This is a genomic window from Phyllobacterium sp. 22552, assembly GCF_052044585.1.
GTDB lineage: Bacteria > Pseudomonadota > Alphaproteobacteria > Rhizobiales > Rhizobiaceae > Phyllobacterium > Phyllobacterium ifriqiyense.
This window is the reverse complement of sequence record NZ_JBQENG010000001.1, coordinates 200,783-214,697: the sequence shown is the minus strand read 5'-3', so window position 1 is coordinate 214,697 and position 13,915 is coordinate 200,783. Positions and strand designations below refer to the sequence as shown.

At 50.7% G+C, this 13,915-nt stretch carries 14 protein-coding genes; 5 read left to right on the top strand and 9 right to left on the bottom strand.

Annotation, left to right across the window (positions count from 1 at the left end; all coding sequences use genetic code 11):
- Positions 1-23: 23 nt before the first annotated feature.
- Entirely contained in the window at positions 24-1,163 is a 1,140-nt protein-coding gene (locus ACTJI9_RS01135; RefSeq protein WP_440805496.1) for a DUF2333 family protein, read from the bottom strand.
- Positions 1,164-1,383: 220 nt separating this feature from the next.
- Here ACTJI9_RS01135 and ACTJI9_RS01130 point away from each other — a divergent pair, with 220 nt between their 5' ends.
- Both ACTJI9_RS01130 and ACTJI9_RS01125 read left to right on the top strand, forming a co-directional pair.
- Positions 1,384-2,148, top strand: a complete 765-nt coding sequence (locus ACTJI9_RS01130; protein WP_440805493.1) for a M12 family metallopeptidase — start codon at positions 1,384-1,386, stop codon at positions 2,146-2,148.
- A 38-nt stretch (positions 2,149-2,186) separates the two neighbouring features.
- Complete coding sequence (locus ACTJI9_RS01125; RefSeq protein ID WP_440805490.1) at positions 2,187-2,522, top strand: hypothetical protein; 336 nt, start codon at positions 2,187-2,189, stop codon at positions 2,520-2,522.
- 57 nt (positions 2,523-2,579) lie between these two features.
- Here the strand turns inward: ACTJI9_RS01125 and ACTJI9_RS01120 are convergent, their stop codons facing one another.
- From ACTJI9_RS01120 to ACTJI9_RS01100, 5 genes are all read right to left on the bottom strand, one after another.
- Positions 2,580-3,863 (bottom strand): DUF6638 family protein, encoded by a 1,284-nt coding sequence (locus ACTJI9_RS01120; RefSeq protein ID WP_440805489.1) that lies wholly within the window; start codon positions 3,861-3,863, stop codon positions 2,580-2,582.
- On the bottom strand, positions 3,863-5,773 hold the full coding sequence (locus ACTJI9_RS01115; protein WP_307279647.1) for an AAA family ATPase: 1,911 nt from the start codon (positions 5,771-5,773) through the stop codon (positions 3,863-3,865). Before ACTJI9_RS01115 ends, ACTJI9_RS01120 begins: the two co-directional genes overlap by 1 nt.
- A 13-nt stretch (positions 5,774-5,786) precedes the next feature.
- Positions 5,787-6,938, bottom strand: a complete 1,152-nt coding sequence (locus ACTJI9_RS01110) for a hypothetical protein (protein ID WP_115052375.1) — start codon at positions 6,936-6,938, stop codon at positions 5,787-5,789.
- 3 nt (positions 6,939-6,941) lie between these two features.
- Positions 6,942-8,030 carry a hypothetical protein gene (locus ACTJI9_RS01105; protein ID WP_440805486.1) on the bottom strand — a complete coding sequence of 363 codons (1,089 nt, stop codon included), beginning with the start codon at positions 8,028-8,030 and terminating at the stop codon, positions 6,942-6,944.
- A gap of 149 nt (positions 8,031-8,179) precedes the next feature.
- A complete protein-coding gene (locus ACTJI9_RS01100; protein ID WP_337354446.1) occupies positions 8,180-8,761 on the bottom strand; it encodes a thymidine kinase in 582 nt (193 codons plus the stop codon).
- Positions 8,762-8,948: 187 nt separating this feature from the next.
- Here ACTJI9_RS01100 and ACTJI9_RS01095 point away from each other — a divergent pair, with 187 nt between their 5' ends.
- The 3 genes from ACTJI9_RS01095 (at position 8,949) to choV (ending at position 11,865) form a co-directional block, all read left to right on the top strand.
- Positions 8,949-9,890 (top strand): choline ABC transporter substrate-binding protein, encoded by a 942-nt coding sequence (locus ACTJI9_RS01095; RefSeq protein WP_115052372.1) that lies wholly within the window; start codon positions 8,949-8,951, stop codon positions 9,888-9,890.
- Between the two features lie 95 nt (positions 9,891-9,985).
- Positions 9,986-10,828, top strand: coding sequence for a choline ABC transporter permease subunit (gene choW, locus ACTJI9_RS01090; RefSeq protein WP_115052371.1), 843 nt, complete (start codon positions 9,986-9,988; stop codon positions 10,826-10,828).
- Positions 10,825-11,865, top strand: a complete 1,041-nt coding sequence (gene choV, locus ACTJI9_RS01085; protein ID WP_337354445.1) for a choline ABC transporter ATP-binding protein — start codon at positions 10,825-10,827, stop codon at positions 11,863-11,865. Before choW ends, choV begins: the two co-directional genes overlap by 4 nt.
- Positions 11,866-11,904: 39 nt before the next feature.
- On the opposite strand, the gene ACTJI9_RS01080 is transcribed toward choV, so the two are convergent.
- The 3 genes from ACTJI9_RS01080 to ACTJI9_RS01070 are packed head-to-tail and all read right to left on the bottom strand — an operon-like array spanning position 11,905 to position 13,914.
- The gene (locus tag ACTJI9_RS01080) at positions 11,905-12,174 is read right to left on the bottom strand and encodes a hypothetical protein (protein WP_440805481.1); all 270 of its coding nucleotides are present in this window, start codon (positions 12,172-12,174) and stop codon (positions 11,905-11,907) included.
- Between the two features lie 52 nt (positions 12,175-12,226).
- Positions 12,227-13,060 carry an ABC transporter ATP-binding protein gene (locus ACTJI9_RS01075; RefSeq protein ID WP_115052369.1) on the bottom strand — a complete coding sequence of 278 codons (834 nt, stop codon included), beginning with the start codon at positions 13,058-13,060 and terminating at the stop codon, positions 12,227-12,229.
- Complete coding sequence (locus ACTJI9_RS01070; protein ID WP_115052368.1) at positions 13,057-13,914, bottom strand: ABC transporter ATP-binding protein; 858 nt, start codon at positions 13,912-13,914, stop codon at positions 13,057-13,059. Before ACTJI9_RS01070 ends, ACTJI9_RS01075 begins: the two co-directional genes overlap by 4 nt.
- Position 13,915: the final 1 nt, after the last annotated feature.

Genomic DNA, 13,915 nt, shown 5'->3' with positions numbered 1-13,915 from the left:
CCGCCTCACCTATCAAAGCCCGCTTATTGTTGCAGCACCTGCTTGATATCGATCAGGTTCGAGCGGACGCGCAAAATATAAAAACCCATGGTCGTTAGGTGGTTTGGCAACAGCCAGCCTCCTTCACTGCCATTGGCGATGATCCAGGGCTGAATAGCCAGAGCAGAGCGCAATTGGCCGTCCATACCATCCCATAGCGGCGTAAGATGCTTTTCATCCAGCACCTGCCTAAAATCGACCTGTGCAGCATTCATCAAGCCGTAATAAGCGTAGAGCTGACCATAGGCGAACCAGAAACGATCATCGGCACGCGTATCGAACCAGCCATTATTATGATTTTCGGAACGATCTTTCAGGATAGCTGATGTGGCACCGATATCATTGGCGATACGATCGATAAACTGAATCAGATTATCCGCACGCGCGTCGAAGATCGCGTTGCAGTTTTCCAGCTTTGTATTGAATGTGCGCAGATCATTCACAGCCGAGCGGTAATAGCTTGGCGTCGGCGTTTTCGGACCAAATGGATTGAGGCCGAAATACCATGCATCCTCGGTGAACTGCAGATTACCGCGAGCCTTTTGCAGGTCACCATCGATCTGTGAGGTGCCACGAACGCGCCCCAACGTATCGACCAACTCTATACCCGTTCGGCGGACGGCTGAATTGATACCACGTTGAAAGGATGCCTTGTTATCAAGAAATGGCGTCCTGTCCCAATCCATACCGAAAAATCCGAGCTTGTAGAGCAGCATCGAGGAAATCCAGGCATTCTGGTTGACGTTGAAATCCGTCAAATCCGCAGTGACTGTTACAATTGCGGAACGAGCACAGGTCTTGGAAACATTTGTGCCCGTCGTCGCAGCTGCAGCGGGCGCAGCCAATGGCTCACCAGCAGGCGCTGTCTGATTCTTGAAATTGTAGGACGCAACATAGTCCGGATTAAAATTGGTCCAGGCCTGCGTGTTGTAAAAGAAATAACCGTAAAGACCCAGCCAGAGGAGAAGAGCAAGACCCACCACAATTTTGAGAATAAACCCCCTCTGCGTATACCAGCTGCTCGCCCACATGAATGGCCACAGGAGGATACCGACAATAAACCCGATACCACGTCCGATATAGGTGAATATTCGGCTGAAAAAATTAACTACGGGCTCGAGCATCCTGTTTCCTTCACTGGTCAAGTCCATAGAGCCGCTTTCGCAGCCCATCCTTGTCCTTCAAATAGGTTGTTTTGAGAATATCGACAATGCAGTCTGAAATAAATTGCTCATTTGCGACTAAAGTCAAATTGACAACCTCAATACATACTGCTGAAATCACAGCATAACATATTGATATTATAGTTTTTTTTCATTTTTTCAATCACACTTGGGAAGACCCATGAGATTGTATCCCGTTTTTCAAATCCATGTTCTTATATTGTCATTAGCTAGCTTCAGTGGCAGCTCGGAAGTACTAGCTCGCGATAAATTACAGCACACTTCCAGAAGCGGGAAGGTTGAAGGATTTCCACTTGAAACATCCATCTGGCCCACCAAGAATATAGCAACGTGCTGGAAAATGGATGACACCACTTACAATAGGTACGCCGCGCAACGGCAGGTCGTGCAGAATGCAGTTGCAGACACATGGGAAGCAGTATCACAGGTACGTTTTACCGGCTGGCAACAGTGCTCTGGTCAACCGATTGATGGCCTCAGAGTTGCGGTGGTGGACGATACAATTATTGGAAACAGCGACGATGCACCAGGCACTTATGGCCTCGGAACACAGCTTAAGAACAAATCCGTTGGCATCGACTTAAATTTCGAGTTTACGACTTTCAGCACCAGTTGCCAGCAAACAAAAATCGAATGCATTCGCAAAATTGCAGTGCATGAATTTGGCCATGCTCTAGGTTTCGCCCATGAGCAATTACGTGACGATAAACCTCCAATTTGTACCAAAGGACAGCCAGTCGGAGATACTGCTGGGGACAAAAAATTTGGTCCATGGGATGCAGAATCCGTCATGAACTACTGCAATCCAGTATGGAACAATGGTGGCATTCTAAGCGCTGGCGATATTGCAATGGTGCAGCATTATTATGGAGCGCTCAAATCCAAATTGGAAATGAGTCCTGTTACTTTTCTCCTTTTCGATTAGCCGGTTAATATAAATTCACTAATGGAGATTATATTGATATGACATTCTTGAAGTATGTCCTTGTCGCGGTAGCAATGGTTTCTAGTTTCTCCGCTTATGGAGGCGAAGGATCAGGTCTTGTCCGCAGGATTGCTGTCATCGGCGACGGTAGGGTAATATTTAGTGTTGATACCCATAACAACGTACCAGTCTGCGGCAAAAGCGTCACCGGAGAGTTTGATTTTGACGGCACGACAACTGTAGGAAAAAATATGCTTGCAATCCTGATTGCAGCTGCAAACACCAACAAACCTATTTCAATAGACGGGTCCTCGAAGTGCCTTACTAGATGGCAGGATCGAGAAACCGCCCTACACGTCACAATTGTGTATTGAAAGAGGAAAGGGGCGGAGCATGAAGTAGAAAATATTTCAGACCAATTTCAATCCACACTATCCTAGTCCAAACAACCGCTTTCGCAGCCCTTCCTTGTCCTTCAAATAGGTTGTTTTGAGAATATCGACAACGTGTTCCTGATAAGGAAGACTCCAGCGTTGATAATCGGCATAAAAACCGGGCTTGTTAAACACATAGCGCGACAGAAAATCCCAAGGCACAAAATCACTGATCAGCTGATTCACCAACCATGCGTCAGGATGCTTGGGCAACGCTCGGACAACAAGAAATCGCCGCGACGGATCAGTTTCAGATATATTTAACTGGCCGGATTGTCCGATCTCCCGCTTCACTGCGTTGAGAAATGGCCATGTGCCATCATGATTGATCAGGCTAGCATTGGCATGGATCCATGTTTGCAGCCAAATCCGGTCGATATTCTTTAAATCACGCTCCGGCTCCAGCGTTTGGATCAGGTGACGGATAATCATCTCGCCGCGATTTTCCAGATAACCCGATTGCTCAATCCACGATGCACGCGGCAATTCAATACGCGACGTCGTGCTCAGGAACTGGAAAACCTGCTCGGCATCCTTGATCGAAATATAATTGACCTGCCAGGGACGCGAGCGCCGGAAACCCGGTGCCTCAGGATTCCCGATAACAGTGGTCGTATTGTCATCGACAAAAATATAGACCCCGCCAAAATGACTGGTCCAAAAGGCGCTATGCCTGAAAAGCACCTTGTCGGGAACCAGCGAGTTTTCGCGGATATCACCCGTGACTTTGGCAAGCTCGACCATACGCTCCAGCATTGCATTGTCGCGCCATGCGTCAGGCTCATCTTTGAGGCGGTCGGCCAGCAAGCGCAGCTCAGACGCCTGCGCCATAACGTTTTGCGCTGAAAGCACGCGAAACTCGACCTGATTAATGGAAAGCAGATCTTCGATATCAGAGACAACCGAAACCGAATCTTCGATCTCGCCGTAAAGGACATCCTTGATAGTCAGCGCATTGATCGCCCGGGCATTGCTCGAAAAAAACTCGTACATCAATTGCGACGTATTGGAGAATTGCGTGTGAACAACAGGCAAGTCAGCTTGCGACGGCGTGAGGATAATGAAGCGCCTGTTCACGCCATTCGGATCAAGATAAGCGGGATCCTTCAGTTCTTCGGCGATCTGTGGCGAGAATCCTGTCCTGTCAATGTCGAACTCATTCAGCTTGCTAGCTGGAAAGCCAAAGGATTGAAGCGCTTTATTGTACCGCTCAACAAGGTGCGGCTGGTCAATTTTCAACAACCGCCCATAAATCAGATCATTCTGGTAGAGCAGTTCCATCAGGCTTCCCATTGCCCCTTGGCTTTCAACGCCTCGACTTCCTTGACAGCACGCTCGCGCAGCCTTGCATCACGCACCATTTTGTCGATGGCGGCATCGTCGGACTTGTCGGCATAGCGGAATTCCGAATCCGCATAACGATTGATTTCCTGTAACACCATATCCATCGTGAACGGTTTACGCAGCGCCTCAATCATCGCTTTCTTATCATCATAATTCTTGTGCATGAACGTTTCGGGTTTTTCAAACCACTCGTCCGGCAGCTCGACATCCATTGCCCGCATCTTGATTGCATCGGTGACGTTTTTGATCGCACGTCCCGTGAAGCGTGGTTCGCGCTCTTTGATCATATGGAGATATGTGCCAACGTCGGACAATGTTTCGGGTTGGCCATTATCCTTTATGAAACGGTCATAAACGACTTTCAGCCCATCTTCTTGTGGCTTCGACAATTCCTCATATGCAGTCTCCACCGCACGTTGAATTTGCTGTGCTTCATAGAGCTTATGGTCCCCAAGCGGAATCTTGTGGTTCTTACCTGCCAGCAGCGCAAAGATGTCAATATAGTCGTCGCGTGTCTGCGGACCATCAACCAGCCAACGCGCACCAGCGCGCTGGCGCAGCGCATCATCGACATTCTCCGGATAGTTGGAGAACATGCCGAAAGAGCAGTTGCCTCTCACAACAGTCGAAGCACCTGCAAAAGCTTCCATCAGAACGCCGGTTATCTCATGCTGGCCCGATGAAGCCCGGTCATCCGAGCGCTTGGCGGCGACCTGATCAATATCGTCGATCGTACCGAAACCGATGGTACGCGGATTGAGAACATTGGTAACGAACTGCTTACAGTTCTGACCCGATTTGCCTTGATATGAGGATATCTGGTCTACACCAAAGTTTTCGTAATGAAAGGCATAGCCAGCAACCTGACAGTAATCATTGACGAGTCCCGCTATCATCTGGATCAGTGTTGTTTTACCCGTCCCCGGCGCGCCGTCGCCAATGAATGTGAACAGGAATCCACCGAGTTCCACGAACGGGTTGAGCTGTCTGTCAAAATCATAAGCCATCAGCATTTTGGATAATTTTAACGCCTGATATTTGGCGATGTGATTGCCGACAACTTCGCTCGGCTTTCTGAACGTCATGACCAGCGGCGTGCGTTTTTTTGACGGCGCTACGTCGAAGCCATCCAATGTGAAATCGTCGCTATCCAGCCGCAGGTGCATGTCATCAAAACTGCCCAGCCCTTCAAATCGACCCTTTCGCTGCAAAAGCCCGTCAATACTGAGCGCTGCAAAGGCCTTGGCTCGAGCCAGCATTGTCTGTTCGTCCTTTACCCCGCTTATGGCGCGATCCAGTCCAGCGATTACTGACTTCAATGCATCCTGCGACGTGTCAAACAGGAAATCCGGCTCGGCAATATCATTTGCAGGCTCCCCGTCCGCTTCGATTAATTGGGCCAGATAGGCAGACAGAGAAAATGCCGCAATGTAGGATGCCGCTGATAGGAGACGTTTGAAATGGCTGGCCTCCTCACCCTGCAGCGGCGCAGAGGCATTGCGCGCCATCAGGCTTTCAAAGTCGCTCTGCCTTCCAAAGACATCCGCTACGGCAAGAGCAATAGCGACGCCGCGTCGCGCTCTGAACAACAATGTGTGCTGGGCGATCGACAACATCGGGTCATCCGCCCGCACAGATTGCACAGTTTTGGCAAATTCGACCTCACGCGTCTTGCGTAGCCCGCCAGTCGAGACTGTCGAAACGAAACGACGGCCAGTGCCCGCGATCTCGGTGCCCGACTGCCCCTCGCTGGTTTCCAGCGAAACAAATCGCGTCACCATTGCGTTCGCAACCGGAAGGTGTTTGTCGATATCTTTTTCTTCAATCGTCGTCAGGCCGACATCCATGAACTCAGTCCTTTTAAATGCCGCTGATAACCTGCCCATTCGACAGGATATGCGTTTCAAAGCCGGTAAAAATCCGCGATGCTTCCCCAGAGGCGTAGAGCGCCTGATATGCTTCATGAGGAACCAGAGCGTGCTGCTCGTAGTAACTTACACCCTGTCGGGTGGCTTCCAGATCGTCAGTATTAATATGAAATTCTTCGCGAGACGGTTCTGAAGACCAGATGCCGCGTTTTCCCGGTTTCTCGGCTGTCGAGAACACTTCCTGCATAGTCCAGGTCAACAGCCACGCGTCTTCAGGCCGACGGACACGCTCAAGCACATCTGCAACTTTCTGGTTATGCTCTGTGATCCCCGCCGTATAGAATGGGCCTAGAACAATTCGGCGCAATTGCTTGGGGTGCAATTCTGGGAAATCCTTGTCTAGGCTCATCGCGATTGTTACGGGGGATAGTGAATAGGCGGAATTTTTCGCCGCAAAATCATCGAAACGGCTTGCCAGATCGGGGTTCAGCAAACCACCCACTGGAAGTGGAATTTTGACTTTGGGATTGAGCTTTCCATCCTTCTGGACCAGTGTTTCGACGATGTCTTCCGAAGAATCCTCAATGACTGCCATATAGATCAGCGGGAGGTTCGAAGCACCATCGAAGGCTCCCCAATGCACGACGTAAAACGGGCGCATTGTCTTTGGATTTACTGAAACACGGATCGTTGTGGGAAGTACGAATGGCGAAAAAACCTCGCCTTTCAAAACTGTCTCCAGATAGATGCGCTCAGCTATGGATTTTTGTAAATCACGCGGAAACTCGCGGTGGCGCAGGATGAAATCCACCATCTCGCTGCGCAATGTTTCCACCGGCGATATGGCAGCAAGTCGTCCCTTTGCTTCCTTCTTGTCATTTTCCAGTTCCAGCACGTTCTGGAATACAGGAAAGCCGCTTTCCGCCTTGGATATGCGGAAGCGCTCTGTAAAGCCAAGCCTGTTACGCCAGCACTCAAATGATGCGTCCAACCGCTCGAGATATTCTGCAACGGTCTGAGCAACCAGATCATGCTTGTAAAGCGGCGAGTCTTGATTGTTCAGGAAAACTTCAAGCCCATCCAATGCTGCACGGATTGCACCGAAGTAACGTTCCGCCGCCGCCAGATCTGCATTCTCCGCCATGAATTAACTCTGAACGTAATCGGCAGAATTATGTTTTTTGAGCACTTCAGAGAACCTGCGGGCAAATGCATCATCTGCAAGCTTCTTGCGGCGCTGAATATCTTGTGAACTGACCATATTCTTTTCGTGCATCTCAAGAAGATCGCCAATGTGTTTTTGTGCAGCGGCACCAACACCAGCCATGGTTTCCTCGGCCGCCTTGTCCACCTGACTGCCAAGCGTGTTGATCTTGTGGGCAACGTCCTGTTGAGCCGCAGTCTTGAGAGAGTCCTCCAGAGCCTTATAAAGCACAATGCGCTGTTCGGTATCGATAGCCAGCTTGTTGATCAGCGTGCTTTGAGCGGCGATCTGATTGTTGAGCGAGTCAACAAATGTCTGGAACATCGAGGTATAGCGTTCAAGAGTCTGGCTCTCAGCCAGCAGTTCCTGTTCCTTGGCCTGACGCTCATTATACTCGGTGGCAAGCTTGGAGCGCTCTCCCTCAAGTTGCGCCCGTGTCCCTTGATCGGTCGACGCGGCAATGCGGTTTTCGATGTCAAGCAATAGCGGATTAAGTTCTTCGATACGCTTTTGAGTCGCTTCAAGCGTAGCAATAGTGGTCTTGCGGCGCTCAATCACTGTTGCCAGGCTGTTTTCCGAGGTTTTGTACCGGGCATCGAGAACAACTTTTTGCTCTTTCAAAATACGGACGATGCGATCTGATTTGGTAAGAAGCTCCTGAAGATTGCCCGCGAGCGACATGTTGCGCACCCTATCGGAGCGCAGACGCTGCATCTTGTCTTTTGAAAACACGCCAATAAATTTTTCCCAGCCCGAATAGCCCTTCATACTTTCGAATTCTGTACCGAAAATGTTGGTGGCATCCTCCAAGCCGATAATCAACTCGGCAATATTGCCTTCCATTGCCTTTTGCTGGCGCAACACGTCGTCGATGCGCGCATTCTCGATGTCAAAGTCGGCGGCGCCAATCTTTGCATCTGCTTTGGCGAATTTATCGAGAACAACGCTGGACTGATCAATCTTCGCACGCATGTCGTTGACCATTGTTTTGGTCTTTTCAATCTCAGCGTCGAAATCTTGCAAACTCGCCATTATAAATCTCCCCTATTGCGTAATTGAAATATCAACCATGATCCCAATTGCATATAGCAATTACATCTTGTCAAACAATGCCTGCAGCCAGATGACAACGGCGGGAGCGGACTTGCAAGCGAAGAATATCGGCTAATTATACGGTTGCCCTATAAAGAATGTCCGGTTTCATCTTCCCAATGTTTACGGCAGAGCGAAACATAGACAGACTTTTCGATGGCAACCTGATTTCCTTCAGTGAGCGCCTTGCCGGTTTGGTCCTTACGCACCACCATGGTGGCCTTGGCTCCGCAATGGCAGATTGTCCGGATTTCACGCAATGTATCGGCAATCGCGAGGAGTTCAGAGGAACCAGGAAAGAGCTTTCCCTGAAAGTCGGTACGAAGACCAAAACACATAACTGGAATGTTCAATCTGTCAGCTACGCGGGCAAGCTGCCACACTTGTTCCTTGGTCAGAAATTGCGCCTCATCAACAAATGCGCAACTGAGCGGAGCTTCATCATTCGCATCCTTGATTCGTGCAAACAGATCGTCATCGTCCCAATAAAGTTCGGCAGGTGCACTGACGCCAAGCCTTGATGTTATTCTCCCCACACCATTTTCTGCATAATGACCGGCAGTGAACAGTATGGTTCGCATACCCTGCTCTCGATAGTTGTGAGAAGCCTGCAGGAGAAGTGTCGATTTACCGGCATTCATTGCCGAATAACTGAAATATAATTTTGCCATAACCGCTTTAACCAGACTTGCGTTCTGGCTTGAAGCCACAGCATGAGTACAGCGTTCACTTTTTGTGGAATATCAACAACTGTCGCTATTTGACCGGATTTATGCGCGCCTATGCTTGAATGGCTGCCCGTTTGATGCTTGGTTCAGCAGATTGAATGCCGGGAAAAGCCGGAAGGGGAAAACAAATATGAAAACTCTGTCCAAATTGACTGTTACCTTGGCTTTGGTGCTTTCGGCGGGCACCGCATTGGCTGCCGAACCTGAGAGCTGTAAAAACGTACGCTTTGCCGATGTCGGCTGGACTGATGTGACCGCCACAACCGCAACAACAGCCGAAGTGCTTAAGGCGCTTGGCTACAGCACCGACATAAAAGTCCTGTCGGTGCCTGTGACCTATGCCTCCCTCGGCAAAAAAGACATTGATATTTTTCTTGGCAATTGGATGCCAACGCAATCAGCTGATATCAAACCCTACATTGAGAACAAGACCGTTGAGGACCTCGGTCCGAACCTGACCGGCGCGAAATATACGCTTGCCGTGCCACAATATCTTTATGACAAGGGCCTGAAGGATTTCAAGGATATCGCCAAATTCAAGGATGATCTCGGCGGGAAGATCTATGGTATCGAGCCTGGCAATGACGGCAATCGCCTCATCCTTGACATGATTTCGAAAGACCAGTTTGGCCTGAAGGGTTTCCAGCTTGCCGAGTCATCCGAGCAAGGCATGCTCGCCCAAGTTGCGAAAGATACCAAGTCCGAAAAGCCTGTGGTGTTCCTCGGCTGGGAACCGCATCCAATGAATGCCAACTTCAAGCTCGCCTATCTCTCTGGTGGCGACGACGTGTTTGGCCCTAATTTTGGTGGCGCTGAAGTCCATACCAATGTTCGCACCGGCTACACAACCGAATGTCCGAATGTTGGCAAACTGCTTGCCAATCTCAAATTTACACTACCCATGGAAAACGAGATCATGGGCAAAATCCTGGATGACGGGGAAGATGCTGCCGACGCTGCAACGGAATGGTTGAAAGCCAATCCGGGTGTTCTCGATGCGTGGTTGGCTGGTGTCACTACCTATGACGGCAAAGATGGTCTCCCCGCTGTCAAGGCAGAGCTCGGCCTTTAAGCCGGTGCAACAAGAGCATTGAAACAAGTGCCGCCCGGCCAACCGGCCGGGAGGCTTTTTCCGCTTAATGATAGAACGACAGAGGGATAGTTCGGTTGGACTGGCTGACACAAGACAAGATTCCAGTCGGCAAGACGGCTAAGGCCGTCGTCGATTGGCTCACCACCAACTTTGCCGGGTTCTTTGACGGACTTGCAATGGTGATGCAAAGTTTCATTGACGGACTTATGTTCGTGCTGAAATACCCTCACCCTTTGGTTATGATCGCCATATTTGCTGCCGTTGCCTATGCCTTGCGGCGTTCAATTGCGGTCACCATTCTTACGATTGTGGGGTTTCTCTTCATTGTTAACCAGGGCTACTGGGACGAGACGATGGAAACCCTCACCCTGGTGCTTTCTTCCTGCATCCTTTGCATGGGTATCGGTGTCCCTATTGGTATCATTGCCGCGCATCGACCCAAATTTTATTCGGCAATTCGCCCTGTGCTGGACTTGATGCAGACATTGCCAACCTTCGTCTATCTTATTCCCGCCATCGTGTTCTTCGGCATTGGCATGGTGCCGGGCCTGCTTGCCACCGCAATCTTTGTACTACCTGCCCCCATTCGCCTGACCCATCTTGGCGTCTCATCGACCCCGCTGCATTTGGTCGAAGCTGGGGAAGCCTTTGGCGCTTCGTCGCGGCAACTATTGTGGAAGATTGAATTGCCCTATGCCATGCCGCAGATTCTGGCAGGCCTCACCCAGACCATTATGCTGTCGCTTTCCATGGTTGTTATCGCCGCGCTGGTTGGCGCCGACGGTCTTGGCGTTCCGGTTGTCCGTGCCCTTAATTCGGTCAATACCGCTCTTGGCTTTGAAGCCGGTCTCGTCATCGTGGTCGTTGCCATCGTGCTTGACCGCATTTTCCGCCCCGGCAAGGAGCAAGGTGAATGACTGCTATTACACTTGATCAAGTCTGCATTATTTTCGGCAAACGGACCGACGCGTCACTGGCCTTGGCTGACCAGGGAAAAAGCAGGTCGGAGATTCAGGCTGAAACCGGTCATGTTCTGGGCGTTCACAACTGTTCGCTGACCATTGCCGAAGGCGAAATACTGGTCCTTATGGGCCTATCCGGTTCTGGCAAGTCCACATTGCTGCGCGCTATCAACCGTCTCAACCCTATTTCACGTGGTTCAGTCGTCGTTCATAATGACGGGCAGTCAATCGACGTAGGCAAGGCGGACAAGACGACTTTGCGCAACCTGCGCAAACATCTGGTGTCGATGGTCTTCCAGCAGTTTGGACTTTTGCCTTGGCGTACCGTTGAGGAGAATGTCGGTTTCGGACTGGAGCTTTCCGGAGTGCCGAAGGAAGAGCGCGCGCGCGCCGTTCAACAGCAACTTGAACTGGTCAATTTGAAAGACTGGGCCAAGCGAAAGGTTGGAGAGCTCTCGGGCGGCATGCAACAACGTGTGGGCCTTGCCCGCGCATTTGCGACCGGAGCTCCAATCCTGTTAATGGACGAACCGTTTTGCTCCCTTGATCCTCTCATTCGCAACAGGCTGCAAGACGAGCTATTGAGCTTGCAGGATCGACTGAAGAAGACAATCGTGTTTGTCAGTCACGACCTTGATGAAGCGATGAAAATCGGCAATCGCATTGCCATCATGGAAGGTGGCCGCATAATTCAGTGCGGAACAGCGCAGGATATTCTTCTAAACCCGGCAGATGATTATGTGGCGGATTTCGTTGCCAATATGAATCCACTTGGAGTGCTTACAGCGGCCGACATCATGGTTCCACTTGACCGTTCACGCGGTGACCGGCCATTCGCGGCCACTGCCCGGCCCGATACACCTGTGCGGGATGTGATGCAGGCAGTGGCCAAGAATAGCGGTGATGTCGGCGTTGTCGAAAAAGGCGCTATTCTTGGCATGATTTCCGCTGACGATATTGTTCGCGGTCTGCTCAAACATCAGAAGAAATAGTCAGGTCCGTCCTAACTTCCGGACTTAGCGCCGCTCTTGCTATTCTTCTTCGTTTTCTTCGGACTCATCCGATTTGCCAGCAGGCATCCATCCCGTTGGCGTTACCTTTTTCTGCGTGCTGGAATCGGTAAATACCCACCATCCGGCATCGTTCTCATCCCACTGACCGCCAGTAACTTTGAGGCGATCCAACGAACGATACTGCCCGATGGATTGGTTTTCCTGCCCATCTTCATCTGTCCAGAAAATCTGCACCTTGCTACCATCTGTCGGGGCAGATGAAATCGACTGCTTTTTGCTCACGGGCATTCCTCCTGTTGAAGCTCAATGAGTGAATGCCCGATTGCAAATCGGGCTTCGCTCAGGCGGCAGCTTTCTTCTTTGCAATACGCGCCCGGATGCTCTCCACGTCAGATTTCGGCGTCGCCGCAAACAGCGTCTTGGTATAGCTGTGTTGCGGGTTTGAAAACACCTCGTCGCGCGTACCGTATTCAACCACCTCACCATAATACATGACCATAACGTCATCGGCGATATAACGAACCACCGACAGATCATGACTGATGAAAACATAAGTCAAGTTGAACTCATCCTGCAGATCCGCAAGTAGATTGAGAACCTGCGCCTGCACCGAAAGATCGAGCGCAGAAACAGGCTCGTCCAGAACAAGCAGGCTTGGGCTCAACATCAGTGCGCGCGCAATAGCGATACGCTGACGCTGGCCGCCGGAGAACATATGCGGGTAGCGATTATAGTGTTCAGGGCCAAGGCCTACTTTTACCAGCATCTGCATGGCAAGTTCGCGCCGCTCTGCAGCGGTCTTCTTGGTATTCAGCAGCAATGGTTCGCCTAGAACTTCACCAATCTTCTGACGTGGATTCAGCGAACCATAAGGATTCTGAAAAATGATCTGCACCTTGCGGCGCATTTCGGTCGTCACCTTGTCTTTGGCAATATTGATAGGCTTGCCGTCAATGAGCAATTCGCCGGATGTCTGCGGATCGATCAGCGTCAGAATACGACCAAGTGTCGATTTTCCGCATCCGCTTTCGCCCACTATTGCAAGCGTCTTGCCCTTCTCAACAGTGAAATTCACGCCCTTTACAGCCTGAACGGTCTTTGCCTTTCCAAACAGGCCACCGCCAACGTGATACTCGCGTACGATATTGCGGCCTTCGAGTACAATCTCGCTCATGATGCAGCTCCTGCATTGGCTGCTTCGTTTTTCATGAAATCAGCCACGGTCGAAAGTCGATCGCCGGTCGCATTTTCGGGAAGAGCGGAAAGCAATGCGCGGGTATATGGGCTCTTGGGCGCCTCAAAAAGCGTCAGCACATCGGCCTCTTCCATCTTGGTGCCCTTATACTGAACGATTACACGATCAGCAGTTTCAGCCACTACGCCCATATCATGCGTGATCATAATCAATCCCATGCCATGCTCGGCTTGAAGACGAACAAGCAAATCGAGAATTTGCTTTTGGATGGTAACGTCAAGCGCGGTCGTTGGCTCATCTGCGATCAGCAGCTTTGGATTGCACGCAATCGCGATAGCGATCATGACGCGCTGGCACTGCCCGCCAGACATCTGATGCGGATAAGAGTTGAGCCGCTCTTCCGGGGTCGGGATACCGACCTGTTTAAAGAGCTCTATGGCACGGGCTCGCCTTGCCTTTTTGTCGAGTTTCATATGAACCCGCAGAACTTCTTCCAGCTGGAATCCAACAGTGAAACACGGATTAAGGCTCGCCATAGGCTCTTGGAAGATCATCGCAACGTCGCGCCCGATGATTTCACGCCGACGTTTGCTCGTCATTGTCAGCATGTCGTGACCATCAAATGTCATGCTATCGGCAGTCACTGTTGCTGATTTGGGCAGCAGCCCCATAACAGCCAGCATCGCAACGGATTTTCCAGAACCGGATTCACCGACAATTGCCAGGACTTCGCGAGCTTCGACCGATAAATCAATGCCTTGGACGGCCATAAACATGCCATTGCTGGTATCGAAGCCGACAGAAAGATTTTTGATTTCGAGTAGCTTGCTCATG